The following is a 15005-nucleotide window of genomic DNA, read 5'->3' as shown; positions in this document are numbered from 1 at the left end:
TTGTTCTGGGGGCTTGTGGTTGATGTCACGCTTCTACAAATTCATCTGCGAGTAAGGCTGAGTGCACTTGTGTTTTCAGGTAAGTATGGTCAGCAAGTTGAAGGCGCACGACTGCGCCGTGTTTGGGAGGTTTCTTCAATTGAAGAGGCTCGTCGTTTCCATCAAGAAGCCCCCCTTGACTGGCGAGTAGTTTCAGGGCGTTTCGTGACACTCCCAGCTCCTGAGCGAGCAATCTATCCAGCCTCAGGTTGACCGGCATGACTGTGTTCAGTGCGATCTCAAGATTTGTCCAATCTTGCACCGTGCCCTCCACGATTTGCTTGTGAACGGTGATCATCCCCTCACTTTCACTTGGCGTGGCGACAGCAGGCAAACCCGTTTTATCAAAGGCATACCTTTTCACTTGCTCCGGGCAATTGATTTGCAGTGCTTCCAATAAGTCCGGGGCGATCTGCTTGCGGTTGCGGCGTTCAAAGATCGGACGGTTCCACGTGGCGTCACAGGTCATGCATTTGTAGATAAGCCATGCGTCCAGTCTGGTGCCATTTGCATTGAGACGGAACTTCCCTGATGGCTTGAAGGGCTTAAGAACACCGCAGTTCTTGCAGGGTATAATCGGGTGTGGAGGGTTTTCTGGTTGAAGCGTCCAGACGTATTTAAGCGATTTCGACATGCTTTTGGATTTCCACTTGTCAAAAAGCGGATGCGCAGCATGACGCCGTTACAGCACACGGTAAGGCTAAGGATTTTATAGAAAGCAGCGCGCAAAAATGCGCAAGGATAGTGCCAGAAATCACGAGGCCAAACCGGTCTCATGCCACCATCCGCGCAACAGAAAGCGCGCCGCAAAAGAGTATCTTTTGCAGAACAATGATTGACTAAAAGAGACCGGTGATTACATAGGCAAAATTGATTTCTCACGTTGTTAACTAGGCAGTCAGCTCTAGCAAAACACGCCAATCAGCGAAAGAGACTTTGAACGCTACGGAAGTTTCCGAGAGCTTGCTGTAGCTTTGCCGCCACATTTACTTAGGTGTAAAGGCTATTTACGGGTACTAAGTCTCTGGTTCGAGGTAACCTTTATAGGAAACGATGTGCCCTACCACTGGAGCTGAAATCTGGACATCAAACGAAAACCGCCCATCCGTCTCTTGCTCAAAGCTCTCTCCGTGAGGCAGCAAAATTCGTGGCATGGGTATTGAGAATATAGACCATCTCCGAGGAATAAAGCGCAGCTTTCCCTCATCTAAGACGAGTGCCAGAGCAACCTTCACGGGTCCAAATTGTTCACTCAGAAGGTAACTGTCTTTTCCTCTACCCACTTTCAGAAAAGATTCAAATTCTTTTCCATCAAACGACCGGGTCCAGCTTAGACCATTTTCATCTGGAATCTGGGTGACACACACATTCGCCGCGTCGTTCGTTTTGGGAAAACCGAACACACGACCTATCATTTTCGAAAGCAGCCCTGAGCCTCGATGAACTACTGCCTGACCTTGCCACGTTTGTTTTTGGCCTGAGCCATGAAAGTTCTGTAATGCAGTTGGAAGAAGATTGAAGGCACTCCCAAGCACCTGTTTGAACGGGTTGAGCTCGGCTCTTTGATCCTGCCGGAATCCCATAGTGATCGGTCTCTTTTCAAAGAGTTTACTATAGTCTTCCAGCTCCAATTCCCGGGTTGCAGATCTTGCACCTGTTTTGGGTACTTCGCCTGCAAGAATTTTCCGAATAATTGCTTCGATGGCCATAGAAGGAATATATGGGCCGTCATCGCCTTCGGCCAACATATGCCATGACTGCTCAACAGGCCCTTTATTCGCTGAGCCGCTTACATGAACAAACATACCTCCCCGATGCTCTCCATATTTAAAGAGGTTAAGGACCCGATAGAAAAGCGGAGACAACGGCTCAAAGGACGGGAGCCTCAGTGTTGACCTCACCCGAGCCATCCAGTTTAACATCTTATGCAAAACCTCCGGAATAGGTCCCGCCCCCATCCAGATCGATTGCATTGTAGGATGCTCAGGTGGCAGGACTTGCAGGTCAGGCACGTCGACTAGCGAAAAATGGGTATTTCTCATGGGCAATTTGCCCGGTACAGAGATCGTGTAGCGTCGTGTTTCAGCAAGACCAATTGCTTGTGCACGTTTGCCTTCACGAAACAGCGTGATTGGCGAACCAGCATAACCAACAATCGCGCGCATTACGTTGAGCCCAACTCCAGCAAATGGAGATGGCGCAATACCTCCAGTGACGTGGTGTATCTCCATCGTCTTAGAGATCTCCCGAAGGACACTTGCTGTCAGAACCGGAAAACTACTTACGCCAGAGATCACAAAAATTCCGGCGGTCTTTGCCTGCTGGTCAAACTGTGAAACACCGAAGACAAAATCTGCGGCATCTGCAAAGTCAAGATAGTTCACTTTAGCTGCAATACAGGCTTCAACGGTGACATATCTATTTTGACCGTAGGCCTGAAACGGGCCTGAGGCATCAATTACAATATCAGGCTTTATTTCCGGTAGCTGGAGAGCAATATCCGTGCGATCTAAAGCTAAAGGGGTGAGTGTTGCATCACCACTGTGTTTTTTACAGAAATCTTCAGCCTTATTACGATCACGTCCAGAAACGACAATCTCGAGACTCTCAATATTCAAAAGAAGTTCGATCAGTCGTCCACCAAAGACCCCGTAGCCGCCAAGTACCAATATTTTCAAAGTAATAGCCTTTTTCTGACTTCAGAATTTTGCACTGAACACAAATCAGCCCTACCGAAAAACTTATAGCGATTGCGGGCAACAACTCCGTACATCGCATCCTGCACAGATCGTGGTAAAATTCGCAATACAACCAAAATGTTCCATACTCCCCCCAAGCGTATCCCAACACGGATCAATGCATCCAGTGAGGTATATGCAACTCCATTTTCGAGATATAGCCAGCTCAATGGATTAGATGGATCGAGCCCATAATGGGCTGCTAATGCTTCTCCCAGTTCGGACTGCAGCGGTACTATCCTGAACTCTTCTTCCTGATCATTCCTTGCTATCCATGCAGCTCCTTTTGCGCAAAGTCCGCAGTGGGCATCCATGACTGAAATGGGGCCATCATCTGGGAACGTTGGGATGCTGCTATCATCCCGATAGGAGAACTTGAGTTGCTTCGTTTCCATATGCAAGAGTTATCACTTTATGTTGGTCACTGTAACGCAAAAACCCCGGAGCAAGTGCCCCGGGGTCTTTTTTCGAGCCGCAATGTTTAGCTTGCAGGAATGGCGTTGGGCTTAAGCTTTCGCTTTAGAGGCCTTTTTCGCTTTTTCCTGCGCAAGATCTACAACATCCTCCGCGCGGCCCTCTACGTAGACGCGACCGTAGTAACCATCGAGAAGGAGCTGTTTGATCTCATCGATCAGTGGGTACCGTGGGTTAGCACCGGTGCACTGGTCATCGAATGCTTCCACTGCGACTTCGTCGAGTTTCGCCATGAACTGCTCTTCAGTGATACCTAGGTCTTTAAAGCCTGCAGGGATCTCAAGAGCCTTCTTGACGCTTTCTACCCAAGCAACCAGTTTCTCAACCTTTGCTTCACGGCTGTCTCCAGCTGTTGTGAGGCCCAGATGGTCAGCAATATCGCCGTACCGGCATTTTGCCTGAGGACGCGCATACTGAGAGAATGCGGTCTGCTTGGTTGGGTTGTCATTTGAGTTGTAGCGGATCACGTTAGAGATCAGCATGGCATTGGCCAAACCGTGCGGTACGTGGAACGCTGCACCTACTTTGTGTGCGATAGAGTGGCAAACACCGAGGAAGGAGTTCGCAAATGCGATACCTGCGATGGTTGCACCGTTGTGCACTTTCTCACGTGCATTCGGGGATTCGGCACCCATTTCGTAGGATTCTACGAGGTTCTCTTTAAGCAGTTTGAGAGCCTGCAGAGCCTGACCATCAGAGTACTCGTTTGCCAGAACAGAGACGTAAGCTTCTGTTGCGTGAGTGATGGCATCAATGCCGCCAAACGCTGTCAGAGACTTCGGCATGTTCATGACAAGGTTCGCATCCACGATAGCCATGTTTGGTGTGAGTTCGTAATCCGCAATTGGGTACTTCATGCCGGTTTCGTCATCAGTCACCACCGCAAACGGGGTTACTTCAGAGCCGGTGCCAGAGGTGGTTGGGATCGCAACCATCTTGGCTTTTTCGCCCATTTTAGGGAACTTGTAGATACGTTTACGAATGTCCATGAAGCGCAATGCCAGGTCAGCAAAGTCAACTTCCGGATGTTCGTACATGACCCACATGATCTTTGCTGCATCCATTGGGGAACCACCACCAATTGCAACAATCACATCTGGCTTGAATGCTTTACAAAGGTCAGCGCCTTTACGCACGATGGACAGTGTTGGATCTGCCTCTACTTCGTAGAAGACATCTGTTTCCATGCCCAGGCCTTTGAGAACACGAACAGTCTCATCAGCGTAGCCGTTCTTGAACAAGAATCCATCGGTTACGATCAGTGCGCGCTTTTTGCCTTCCAGATCACCCAGAGCGATTGGCAAACAGCCGCGACGGAAGTAAATGGATTCAGGCAGTTTGTGCCACAGCATGTTTTCAGCTCGCTTCGCAACGGTCTTTTTGTTGATCAGGTGCTTTGGACCTACGTTCTCACTGATGGAGTTACCACCCCAAGAGCCGCAGCCCAGTGTGAGGCTTGGTGCGAGGGAGAAGTTGTAAAGGTCACCAATACCGCCGTGGGATGCAGGAGAGTTGATGAGAATACGGGCAGTCTTCATCCGACGGCCAAATTCTTTCACACGGTCTGCGCAACGGTCCTGATCTGTATAGAACACTGAGGTGTGACCGATGCCGCCCATGGTCACGAGCTTTTCAGCGGTGTCACATGCGTCTTCAAAGCTTTTTGCCTTGTACATTGCAAGTGTTGGAGACAGCTTTTCGTGTGCGAAGGCTTCGGCTTCACTGGCTTCGGTGACTTCACCAATCAGGATCTTGGTGCCTGCAGGAACTTTTACGCCGGCCATTTCAGCAATTTTTGGTGCTGGCTGACCTACGATCGCTGCGTTGAGTCCACCATTTTTCAGCAGTACATCTTTAACAGCCTGAAGCTCTTTGCCTTTCAGCACGTAGCCCTGGTGGCTGGAGAAGCGCTCTTTAACCTGCTCGTAGATTTCCTCGACAACAATAACAGACTGCTCAGATGCGCAGATCACGCCGTTATCGAATGTTTTGGACATGAGGACAGAAGCAACAAGGCGCTTCACGTCTGCAAACTCATCAACCACAACCGGGGTGTTACCTGCGCCCACACCGATGGCTGGTTTACCGGAAGAGTAAGCTGCTTTCACCATGCCCGGACCACCGGTTGCAAGGATCAGGTTGATCTCATCGTGTGTCATCAATGCGTTGGAGAGTTCCACTGTTGGAACGTCAATCCAGCCGATGATGTCTTTTGGCGCGCCAGCTTTGATTGCAGCGTCCAGAACGATGCGAGCAGCTTCATTGGTTGCCAGCTTTGCACGTGGGTGCGGGCTGAAGATGATACCGTTGCGGGTCTTCAAAGAAATCAGTGCTTTAAAGATCGCAGTAGAGGTCGGGTTTGTGGTTGGGACAATGCCGCAGATGATGCCTGTTGGTTCTGCGATGGTGATGGTACCAAAGGTGTCATCTTCATCGAGGATACCGCAGGTCTTTTCATCCTTGTATTTGTTGTAGATGTATTCGGAAGCAAACTGGTTTTTGATAACCTTGTCTTCCATTACGCCCATTCCAGTCTCTTCAACCGCCATGCGGGAGAGTGGGATGCGAGCATCCGCAGCAGCCAAAGCCGCTGCACGGAAAATCTTATCTACCTGCTCTTGTGTGTATGTAGCGTAAGTCCGTTGCGCTTTTTTAACCCGAGCAACCAGGGCGTCTAATTCTTCGCGATTAGTGACAGGCATTCTCTTCTCCGTAGGCAAAATCCGAAGCAGAAACGTGACAAACTATCCGTACATGTCACAAAACAGCTCTAGGGAGGAAACCGCTCTTCTGTTCGACACAGGTATTATTGGGTCACATTGTACTTTAGGCGCATGACTTAAGTCAAAAATCAGAGATATATGAATAGGATGTCATAAAACTGGCAATCTGAAGGCTACTCTCAGAGACCAGAATTGTCATAATAATCAAACTTGTCATTTATTGCATAGCATTGCATACAGTTTCCACCCATAAAATCAGTGATATTGCACTTTATATTCAATGAGTTAACGTGAATTGAGATCGCGATTTTTACTGAGAGATAGCCAGCGATTTGCTTATAGGACAACTGCACTGTCTTATACTGTGTGAAAGTTCTTTTCCTGCAATAATTTGCTGGTAGTTTCACCTAGTGCTTGTGAATAGTGCGCTCTGGCTGCACAAAATACGATATTACCCGTATTTAATGTGACTCATTTTTACAAATTCCATGAGTCTGGCAGGTATTGGCGACTTACAGATCCCAAAACGGACAGGAAGCTGTAAAGGTATTGTATTCACCACCTATGGGATGACGCAGCTCAAGCGTTTGCGCGTGGAGGTGCAATCGATCTGAAAACACCAGCGCCTCTCCGTCAGCGTAGAAGCGGTCTCCCACAATGACATGACCAAGCGCGAGCATATGTACGCGAAGCTGGTGAGAGCGGCCTGTGACTGGCATCAGCTTTACAAGGGTTGTCGCTTCCTCGCGGCGGACCACTTCCCAACGCGTGAGTGCTGAACGGCCCTGCTCATGGTCAACCATCTGTTTTGGGCGATTGGGCCAGTCACATCGTAGAGGAAGATCAACCTCTCCCTGATCCTCAGAGACGTGCCCCCATACGCGGGCAATGTAAGTTTTTCGCGTCATGCGCTTTTCGAACTGAAGCCCGACATGACGGTGCGCGTCTTTGTTCATGGCCATCACAAGCAGGCCAGAGGTATCCATATCCAACCGATGGATGGTTGTTGCTGTTGGATAGATGGATTGAGCGCGGCTTTCCAAACAGTCCCTATGCTCTTCTGCGCGACCGGGGACACTCAACAAACCACTCGGCTTATTAAGGACCAGAAGCTGCTCATCCTGATGGACAACATCAAGGAAGGGCTCCATGGGCGGTGCGTAGATAAAGGATGGGCTCGGAGTGTTCATGGGGGCGCTTATAACGGCTTGTAAGCAAACGTCAACGGATGAGCCAGTCTGTGTTGTACGAGACTGCAACGGCCCCATATAACCGTCAGTATCCTGTTTTTATGAGGTTCCTATGATTGGCAATTTTAATTCTGAATTTGAAAAGATCACTGACTACTGGTCTCCTCGGGTCGTCGCTCAAGTGAACGACCAGTATGTTAAGGTCGCCAAGGTCAAAGGAGATCTCGCTTGGCACAAGCATGATGAGGAAGATGAGCTCTTCTATGTTGTAAAAGGCAGTGTCATTATTGAGTACGAAGAGGAAGCTGTTACCCTAAATGAGGGTGACTTCCATGTTGTCCCCAAAGGCAAAATGCACAACCCGGTTGCTCAAGAGGAATGCTGGATCGTGCTCATTGAGCCTGTAGCGACAAAGCACACGGGCGATGTTGTGACTGAGAAGACGAAGTCTTTGGCAGATCAGCTGGCATAACGCCCTACTAAGGCAGCAGGGCTAATCCCGAATAAGCGGAATCTGGTGTCTTTACATTCAACGCATGCTGAATTACGCTTACGTTAACACGATGCCTGATGCGTAATACGTAGTGCGCTACTTAAGACCCCTTAGGCATCTGCCCGGATTTTTCAAACACTGTAATTTAACAGATGGAGGGAACAAATATGAGCATGGACGCACTTTTGAATGACCTGAAAGGCCGCGTAGAATCCAGCGACTTTGACAGCTCAATCAAGTTTGACTGTGGTGACGAAGGTGTTTTGGTGATTGATGGCAATTCCATCTCCACCGACAACAAAGACGTTGATTGCACAATTGGCGTTACCTTTGAAGACCTTCAGTCTCTGATTGCTGGCGATCTGGATCCAACAGCGGCATTCATGCAGGGCAAGTTCACTATTGATGGTGACATGAGCGTTGCAATGAAACTTAGCCAGCTGATGTAATCTCGGCTGCTAAAAGATCGTGCATTCGGGCCACGTGCCCGGATGCCACATAGACTAAAGTCTACGCAGATTCCTGCATTCTATGCTCGATAAGCTGCTGCAAAAACATCGCCCAGTGCTCGATGTAGGCCTGCTTATCTTCTTCCTTCATAAACAAACCATCTGAGCTGATCAGGCCTGTCATCATCTGACGCGAGGCTGTGATGAGCGTACGTGCGATTGTCTGACTTATTTTATTGCTATCAAAAATTGCCAGAATTCGATCGTCAGTCACTTTTGCGAAGTTGTCGAAGGTGGGTTTGATGCGGCGACGCAGCGAGTCTTCCGTTCGCGCTGCAACAAGAATTTCCACCATGGTGAGGTACTCAGGAGAGTTCGCCTGATTCGTCCACCATTTGATAGTCAGCTCAGAAATTCTGCTTTTATCCTCACCGATTTCGTTCAACCACTCCAAAGTCAACCGAACGGACTTCGCGAGCAACCTTTCCAGAACAAAGACCATCAGATCTTCTTTAGTCGGGAAATGATGCTGCAGCGCACCCTGCGAAAATCTGGTCTTTTCGGTAATTTTCTTAATAGATGCACGGTGATAGCCAAACTCGTGCAAACAGCTGATAGCCGCAAGGAGGATCTCCTTACGCATGCGGTCACTCTTCTCTGCCTGAGTAGATTTTCGCGTTTCACCGGTATCTTGAAAATTATTTTTCATGGAGCCTCACATCAACGCTTGTAAAAAAACCATATGCATGTATTTTTTTCAAGAGATAAGACGAAACACGTAGTGCATAGTTTAGGGAGGAGAAATTATGTATCGGGAGCGTCAGTCCACTGTTGGAACCCTAAGGGAGAAGGTTTCCATGCACACTGTTATTATTGGTGATCCACATCCGGCATTTTCCAGAGCACTTGCGAGTATCTACTCCAATGAGTGTCATGGCGTGAATGTACTTGTGACAAAAAGCTTTTCCGAGTTGCAGACTTGGGTAGAACTTCACCCTTCCGCAGTGGTACTTGTGAACCCTCGTATGAAGGGGGCACCAGGACTAGGCACGGCATCCGCACTGCTGGAGACCTATGAGATTTCCAGCCTTGTCATGCTGCTTGAGCAAGACAATCCGGGCCTTGCAGATTACTTCATTGCCCGTGGTGCAAGTGCAGCTGTTCCAAAGACTGCTGATTTTTCTGTCTTCAAAGCGATTTTGACCGGCGGCACTGTTGAGGTGACCACTGAGTCCGAAGATGCACAGAACGCATTTGGTATCGACTTTTATGAAGGTCTGGCCAATCTGACACGCCGTCAGGCAACCATTTTGACTTACTTGAAAGAAGGTAAGTTGAACAAACAGATCGCTCATGAGCTCGGAATTTCCGAAGCGACCGTGAAGCATCATGTTTCTGCACTGCTGAGCACCCTGGGCTTCTATTCCCGCTCTCAGCTGGTCGCAATGATCAATGAGTTGGGCATCAACGTGGATTATCGTGGCGGCAACCGCAAAGCGGCGCGTGCCAAGACCAATGCACGCCGCGGAGCCAATGGCTACAAAATCTCAGGCGCGGGTGCTGGTGTGACACCATCCTCCACATTGCAGCCAACGTATGTTGCAGCTCCTTAAACGGAACTGACACACCTGTGGCGAGAATACCGCTCCCTCGCCGCAGTTTATTCTCCTTCCTTTTACGGGTGTTACAGCAACGACCAGTCCAACAGGTGGCGTTGCTGTAGCGCTCTTGCCACAGCAAGCAATTTGTTTTTCCAGTTTGACTGTTTGCGCCCTACACGCACTTGCCGTAGCGTCAACTTTTCCTCATTATTGATTTTGTAGGCTCCCAAGGCCCGGCTTCAATCTTTCAGAGGACTAGAAAACTGTGCAGCCAAGCGATTTTGCCAGTTTGAGCGACCTTGAGGTCATTTGGAGCGATCATGGCGGTATATGTCCGATCCCCACGCGCACCCTTGTTGCTTCTGATTTGCTCTTAAGCATCGGTCCCTCACCGGACAGAGAGTTCGACCAGACGTTTCAACGTATTTCTGGTGCACTTGTGCTTGCCTATGGAGATCCGCTTTATAATGGTGGGCTCCGCATTATAGATGAAGCTGTAGCGCCTGAGCAGAACCAGTTGAACCTTGTGTTTTCGTCCAAACATCAAGGCCACTTCAACACGGTTAGCCATGAGGCCTTCTACAACAACGAAAATGCGTTGTATGTTCCGTTTCGCAATTGGAGCGAAGTACATCCAGAGGACGACATTGAAAGTCTGTTTGGGGATTACTCACCCGGCATCTTTCTGAGATACGTGGTGAGTGAACGTACACGCTCGTTCCCGGATATCCTTGCAAGACTTGCAGAACGAGCCACCGGATTACAGGTATGTAGTAAGAACCGTTCCCTGCTGTTTTCCAGCCTCTCCGAACTTCGGCGAAAACTTCCAAGTGATCTTATTCTTGTCGATGGCAGCGGGTTTGGCGGCCAGCCAACGTCGCGCCAACAGAAGAAGCCTTTGCTTTACACGACAAATTGGATTTCGCGAGAACTGATCGAACCTTCAGAACTGCACCACACAGAGAGTGATGTACCCAGCCTCTTTGATCTACGGCGTAGGTTCTCACTCAGCTCCTGAGGAGCTTTCCAACTTTTCTTGGCAGGATGCACAGGTGCCTTTAATCTCGATGGAAGTTGATTTGGCATCAAAACCATTCGCGCTTGCCCAACCGCTCAGAATTTCCGCGACATCATTGTCAGCAAATTCCAGCGCTTTGCCACAAGCTTCACAAATCGCAAAGCCAACCATCTCTACAGAATGACATGAGGGATGTGCACACGCGACAAAAGCGTTCATGCTTTCAAGGCGATGGATCAGACCCAGTCCGATGAGCTTGTCCAGAGCACGGTAGACCTGCAGTGGTGCGCGAAGTCCCTCAGAGCGAAGTTGATCCAGAATGGAGTACGCGCTCATAGGTGCATCTGAAGCGCACAGCAAGTCCAGAACCAGACGCTGATTTTTAGTGAGCTTCACTTCTGCAGTTGCCATTGCCACTTCTTTCACTCCAAAGCTTGTTGCGTTCCTATGCATTCACGCATCAAGCCCGAACACTTTGTTCTCAAGCGTCTTCCTATCCAAAAACCGGAACCACTTTTCGGGAATACGCTCTACTGCCCTCGCTCCTTTCCCAATACTCTGTTTATGAGCCGGGATGCAAACAATGAAAGCAAAAATAAGCACAGGCTGGCCACTACGATGGATGGACCGGACGCGCTGTCAAACTGTAGTGAGCCTTCCAGACCAAGAATAACACTCGCCACACCGATGATAGATGAGGCAACGGCCATTTGCTCCGGTGTTCTAGCAAACCAGCGCGCTGTCGCTGCTGGAATAATCAGAAGCGCTGTGATCAACAAAACACCGACGATCTTCATAGCAATGGCGATGATTGCTGCCATCATGACCATGAAAACGAGCTGTGTCAGGTCTGGATTGAAACCTTCAGCTTCCGCCAGTTCCCGATTGACCGTGGACGCCAGCAATGGGCGCCAGAGAAAGTACATCAAACCGAGAATAACTGCGGCGCAGGCGTAAATTGCAATGACGTCCTCATTGCCAACAGCGAGGATATCCCCAAACAGCAAAGAGAGCAGATCAAAACGCACTGAGCTCATGAACGCAATCAGGACCATGCCGAGTGCAAGGGCCGAATGCGATAGTAACCCCAGCAAAGCATCCGTTGAGAGCGCCCCCCGTTTTTGCAAGATGAGCAAACACAAGGAGACCGTTACTGTCACACCCAGTACGCCTACCATGAGATTGATGTTCAACAGGAAGGCAAGCGCAACGCCAAGAAGCGCTGAGTGGGACATGGTATCGCCGAAATAAGCCATCCGACGCCAGACGACGAAGCAGCCGAGTGGTCCGCTGACAAGCGCAAGTCCAATCCCGGCCAACATGGCTCTTAGAATAAAATCATCCATGATCGCAGCAGTCTCCAGAATCCCCTTTGGATGGAACGATTGTTCCGTCGGCCTTATGGCTGTGGTCGTGATGATGGTGGTAGATCGCCAGAGACTGTGAGGCAGCATCCCCGAAGAGCTGCTTGTAGGCATCAGAGGCTGCCACATGTTCTGGTGCACCGCTGCAGCACACATGGCCGTTAAGGCAAACCACTGTATCTGTCTGCGCCATCACCACGTGCAAGTCGTGCGAAATGAGCAGGATACCGCAGTTCAGTTCCTCACGAATTTCGAGGATCAGATTGTAAAGAGCTATCTCACCAGAATAGTCGACACCCTGTACCGGCTCATCCAGAACGAGAAGGTCTGGCGTGCGCAGGATCGCTCTTGCCAACAGTGCTCTTTGATATTCACCACCCGAAAGCTGCTGCACATTGGCATCGATGAGATGCGAGATACCCGTTTTCTCCAGCACCTTATCAATCTCAGCCCTGGACGGTTTGGCGGTCAGGCTCATCAAGCGGCCGACAGTCAAAGGCATTGTCCAGTCCACGGCGAGCTTCTGAGGGACATAGCCGACTTTGAGATTGGGTTTGCGCTTGATCTTTCCGGCATCTGCTTTCAACACGCCTAATGCGGTTTTCGCGGTCGTGCTTTTGCCAGCTCCATTCGGCCCGATGAGCGTTACAATCTCACCAGCTTTCACACTCAGAGTCACATTCTGGATCAACCAACGGCCTTGCCGTTTGATCCCAACTCCATCCATCTCAATCAATTGCACAATAGGCACCTCAACTCACCGTGGGCAGCTCCACGAAGGGGATGACTTTTATATGTTATGTAATAATATTACACAAATAAAATATTCGTTGATTTCACAGTGAGTACAAAAAAGCCGGAGCAATGCCCCGGCTTGTTGATGTTTGATTTTGCGAATTTAGTTTATGCAGGTTCGCGCATCGCTCGTATTGCTGTTTCAACACCTCGTAACTCTGCAAGGCCCCGCAAACGGCCCACTGCTGGATAACCCGGCGCAGATTTCATTTGCAGGTCTGAGAGCATGGCATGGCCGTGGTCTGGACGGAACGGTATCAGATCATCAGAGCCAGCTGCTTTCCTACGCTCTTCTTCATCCACCAAGGCTGAGATCACACCAACCATATCAACGTCGCCGGTCAGATGGTCCGCCTCGTGGAAGGACAGCGGATTGTCTTCACGTTTGGTGGCCCGCAGGTGGACGAAATGGATGCGCTTGGCGTAGCGCTGCACAATGCCTACAAGATCATTATCAGCCCGAACACCCAGAGAGCCAGTGCAGAATGTAAAGCCGTTTTCAGGTACATCGACTGCCTTCGAAATATATTCATAATCGGATTCAGTTGAGCATACCCGCGGTAAGCCCAGCAGAGGACGCGGAGGATCATCCGGATGGATTGCCATCACCGCTCCAGTTTCTGCGCACACTGGAATGACCTCTTTGAGGAACAGTGCCAGATGCTCTCTTAGCTTATCTGCATCAATGCCGTTGTAGCGCTCCAGGTGGGCGCGAATATCTGCAACCGTGTAGGATTCTTCCGAACCTGGAAGGCCGGCCAGGATCGTTCTAACCAATCCGTCTTTATCTTCCTGAGACATCGCCTCGAAGACAGCGGTTGCGCGCGCAACTTCTTCTGCAGAGTATTCTTCTTTAGCGTTCGGGCGCTCGAGAATGAAGATATCGAAGGCTGTGAAGACATCTGCATCAAAGCGAAGACAGGTCGCGCCTGTTTCTAGTTCGTAGGTCAGATCTGTACGTGTCCAGTCAAGTACAGGCATGAAGTTGTAGCAGATCTTGGTGATGCCGCAGGCCACTAGATTGCGGATAGATTGCTTATAGGTCTCGATATACTTTTCGAAATCCCCAGTGCGCGTTTTTATATGCTCATGGACCGGAACACTTTCGACAACAGACCAGACAAGACCAGCAGCTTCGATCTCGTCTTTGCGCTTTTGAATTTCTTCAACTGGCCACACTACGCCATTCGGGATGTGATGGAGAGCGGTGACAATGCCCGTTGCCCCTGCCTGCCGAACATCTTTGAGAGTGACCGGATCATGTGGGCCATACCAGCGCCAAGTCTGTTCCATGTTTAGCTCTTTGCTTTTCAAATTTTGGGGCCAAGGCCCGGTTTAACATTTCACTTCGGTTATTTTTTGAGATCGTTCACCGCTGCCAGCGGATCGGTATCAAACAGGTATGCGTCAAATGCAGGATCGTCGACATCTGAAAGCTCCAGCAGTGTCATGCGCACATTCTCCAGATGCTGCCACATGGCTTGCCGGGCCATTTGCGGATCCCGGCATTGCAGCGCCGACAGGATTGCCTGGTGATCATCCAACCACTTAATCTGATAGCCTTGGTCGAAGATGCGCTGATGCAGTTGCTCCCACATGCGGGAACGTTTGCGCAGGGTCCAAAGATGCTCAACTGATTCAGTCAGGACAGAGTTCTGGCTTGCCTGAGCGACCAGACGGTGGAACTCCTCGTCAGCTTTGTGACTTCCGGAACCAGATTCAATTTCAACCCGTTCCTTTGCCAGCGTCTCGCGCATTTGCATCACATCAGCTTTGGTCGCCATTGTTGCGGCGAAAGCTGCAATGTTGCTTTCCAGCAGCTGGCGAGCCTGCAGCAGTTCAAATGGGCCAATGTCCTGCTCTAGTGAACTGTCTGGTGTCACATCACCCGGAAGACGAAGAACATAAGTACCTGAGCCTTTGCGGACATCAACAAGCCCCTGCACTTCCAACATGATCATCGCGTCTCTGACCAGCGACCGACTAACGCCCAGATCCTCAGAAATCTTGCGCTCTGTAGGGAGCTTGTCACCAATTGCAAAAGCACCGTTCGCCAAATCGCGAACCAGCTCTTCTGCCACATCCTGATAACGTCTTCTGTTCGAGTCTAATGTCATGGTG

The 15005-nt window shown here is 49.9% G+C and carries 15 protein-coding genes; 4 read left to right on the top strand and 11 right to left on the bottom strand.

Annotated features, from left to right (window positions below; translation table 11 throughout):
* Nucleotides 1-25 precede the first annotated feature (25 nt).
* The 5 genes from PsAD13_RS06710 to PsAD13_RS06690 form a co-directional block, all read right to left on the bottom strand.
* A complete protein-coding gene (locus PsAD13_RS06710; protein ID WP_063317633.1) occupies nt 26-673 on the bottom strand; it encodes a DUF1062 domain-containing protein in 648 nt (215 codons plus the stop codon).
* Between the two features lie 382 nt (nt 674-1055).
* Nucleotides 1056-2717, bottom strand: coding sequence for an SDR family oxidoreductase (locus PsAD13_RS06705; RefSeq protein WP_063317632.1), 1662 nt, complete (start codon nt 2715-2717; stop codon nt 1056-1058).
* Nucleotides 2714-3172 carry a DCC1-like thiol-disulfide oxidoreductase family protein gene (locus tag PsAD13_RS06700; protein WP_063304248.1) on the bottom strand — a complete coding sequence of 153 codons (459 nt, stop codon included), beginning with the start codon at nt 3170-3172 and terminating at the stop codon, nt 2714-2716. Before PsAD13_RS06700 ends, PsAD13_RS06705 begins: the two co-directional genes overlap by 4 nt.
* Nucleotides 3173-3283: 111 nt before the next feature.
* A complete protein-coding gene (adhE, locus tag PsAD13_RS06695; RefSeq protein WP_063304247.1) occupies nt 3284-5953 on the bottom strand; it encodes a bifunctional acetaldehyde-CoA/alcohol dehydrogenase in 2670 nt (889 codons plus the stop codon).
* 533 nt (nt 5954-6486) lie between these two features.
* Nucleotides 6487-7125 (bottom strand): pseudouridine synthase, encoded by a 639-nt coding sequence (locus tag PsAD13_RS06690; RefSeq protein WP_063317631.1) that lies wholly within the window; start codon nt 7123-7125, stop codon nt 6487-6489.
* Between the two features lie 151 nt (nt 7126-7276).
* On the opposite strand from PsAD13_RS06690, the gene PsAD13_RS06685 reads away from it, so the two are divergent.
* Complete coding sequence (locus PsAD13_RS06685; RefSeq protein WP_063309750.1) at nt 7277-7636, top strand: cupin domain-containing protein; 360 nt, start codon at nt 7277-7279, stop codon at nt 7634-7636.
* Nucleotides 7637-7824: 188 nt separating this feature from the next.
* Complete coding sequence (locus PsAD13_RS06680; protein ID WP_057464754.1) at nt 7825-8106, top strand: SCP2 sterol-binding domain-containing protein; 282 nt, start codon at nt 7825-7827, stop codon at nt 8104-8106.
* Nucleotides 8107-8167: 61 nt separating this feature from the next.
* On the opposite strand, the gene PsAD13_RS06675 is transcribed toward PsAD13_RS06680, so the two are convergent.
* On the bottom strand, nt 8168-8815 hold the full coding sequence (locus PsAD13_RS06675; protein ID WP_057464755.1) for a TetR/AcrR family transcriptional regulator: 648 nt from the start codon (nt 8813-8815) through the stop codon (nt 8168-8170).
* A gap of 97 nt (nt 8816-8912) precedes the next feature.
* Here PsAD13_RS06675 and PsAD13_RS06670 point away from each other — a divergent pair, with 97 nt between their 5' ends.
* Both PsAD13_RS06670 and PsAD13_RS06665 read left to right on the top strand, forming a co-directional pair.
* A complete protein-coding gene (locus tag PsAD13_RS06670; protein ID WP_057464756.1) occupies nt 8913-9719 on the top strand; it encodes a response regulator transcription factor in 807 nt (268 codons plus the stop codon).
* 253 nt (nt 9720-9972) lie between these two features.
* Nucleotides 9973-10725: a hypothetical protein gene (locus PsAD13_RS06665; protein WP_063317630.1), complete on the top strand. Its 753-nt coding sequence runs from the start codon at nt 9973-9975 to the stop codon at nt 10723-10725.
* Here PsAD13_RS06665 and PsAD13_RS06660 read toward each other — a convergent pair.
* From PsAD13_RS06660 to PsAD13_RS06640, 5 genes are all read right to left on the bottom strand, one after another.
* The gene (locus PsAD13_RS06660; RefSeq protein WP_057464805.1) at nt 10711-11136 is read right to left on the bottom strand and encodes a Fur family transcriptional regulator; all 426 of its coding nucleotides are present in this window, start codon (nt 11134-11136) and stop codon (nt 10711-10713) included. The two genes, PsAD13_RS06665 and PsAD13_RS06660, sit on opposite strands and share 15 nt — an antisense overlap.
* Before the next feature lie 119 nt (nt 11137-11255).
* Nucleotides 11256-12071, bottom strand: coding sequence for a metal ABC transporter permease (locus PsAD13_RS06655; protein ID WP_063286938.1), 816 nt, complete (start codon nt 12069-12071; stop codon nt 11256-11258).
* Nucleotides 12064-12816, bottom strand: a complete 753-nt coding sequence (locus PsAD13_RS06650) for a metal ABC transporter ATP-binding protein (protein ID WP_208986480.1) — start codon at nt 12814-12816, stop codon at nt 12064-12066. Before PsAD13_RS06650 ends, PsAD13_RS06655 begins: the two co-directional genes overlap by 8 nt.
* 176 nt (nt 12817-12992) lie before the next feature.
* The gene (uxuA, locus tag PsAD13_RS06645) at nt 12993-14177 is read right to left on the bottom strand and encodes a mannonate dehydratase (RefSeq protein ID WP_063317628.1); all 1185 of its coding nucleotides are present in this window, start codon (nt 14175-14177) and stop codon (nt 12993-12995) included.
* 59 nt (nt 14178-14236) lie between these two features.
* On the bottom strand, nt 14237-15001 hold the full coding sequence (locus PsAD13_RS06640) for an FCD domain-containing protein (RefSeq protein ID WP_057464761.1): 765 nt from the start codon (nt 14999-15001) through the stop codon (nt 14237-14239).
* Between the last annotated feature and the right edge of the window lie 4 nt (nt 15002-15005).

The sequence above is a fragment of the Pseudovibrio sp. Ad13 genome, from assembly GCF_001623225.1.
GTDB lineage: Bacteria > Pseudomonadota > Alphaproteobacteria > Rhizobiales > Stappiaceae > Pseudovibrio.
This window is presented reverse-complemented; position numbering and strand designations above follow the sequence as displayed.

Excerpts from the sequence above, each read along its gene's own strand:
- PsAD13_RS06690 (WP_063317631.1), bottom strand. The coding sequence starts at position 7,125 with ATGGAGCCCTTCCTTGATGTTGTCCATCAGGATGAGCAGCTTCTGGTC.
- PsAD13_RS06675 (WP_057464755.1), bottom strand. The coding sequence starts at position 8,815 with ATGAAAAATAATTTTCAAGATACCGGTGAAACGCGAAAATCTACTCAG.
- PsAD13_RS06700 (WP_063304248.1), bottom strand. The coding sequence starts at position 3,172 with ATGGAAACGAAGCAACTCAAGTTCTCCTATCGGGATGATAGCAGCATC.
- PsAD13_RS06660 (WP_057464805.1), bottom strand. The coding sequence starts at position 11,136 with ATGGCAACTGCAGAAGTGAAGCTCACTAAAAATCAGCGTCTGGTTCTG.
- PsAD13_RS06650 (WP_208986480.1), bottom strand. The coding sequence starts at position 12,816 with ATGGATGGAGTTGGGATCAAACGGCAAGGCCGTTGGTTGATCCAGAAT.
- PsAD13_RS06685 (WP_063309750.1), top strand. The coding sequence starts at position 7,277 with ATGATTGGCAATTTTAATTCTGAATTTGAAAAGATCACTGACTACTGG.
- PsAD13_RS06655 (WP_063286938.1), bottom strand. The coding sequence starts at position 12,071 with ATGGATGATTTTATTCTAAGAGCCATGTTGGCCGGGATTGGACTTGCG.
- PsAD13_RS06640 (WP_057464761.1), bottom strand. The coding sequence starts at position 15,001 with ATGACATTAGACTCGAACAGAAGACGTTATCAGGATGTGGCAGAAGAG.
- PsAD13_RS06670 (WP_057464756.1), top strand. The coding sequence starts at position 8,913 with ATGTATCGGGAGCGTCAGTCCACTGTTGGAACCCTAAGGGAGAAGGTT.
- uxuA (WP_063317628.1), bottom strand. The coding sequence starts at position 14,177 with ATGGAACAGACTTGGCGCTGGTATGGCCCACATGATCCGGTCACTCTC.
- adhE (WP_063304247.1), bottom strand. The coding sequence starts at position 5,953 with ATGCCTGTCACTAATCGCGAAGAATTAGACGCCCTGGTTGCTCGGGTT.
- PsAD13_RS06680 (WP_057464754.1), top strand. The coding sequence starts at position 7,825 with ATGAGCATGGACGCACTTTTGAATGACCTGAAAGGCCGCGTAGAATCC.
- PsAD13_RS06710 (WP_063317633.1), bottom strand. The coding sequence starts at position 673 with ATGTCGAAATCGCTTAAATACGTCTGGACGCTTCAACCAGAAAACCCT.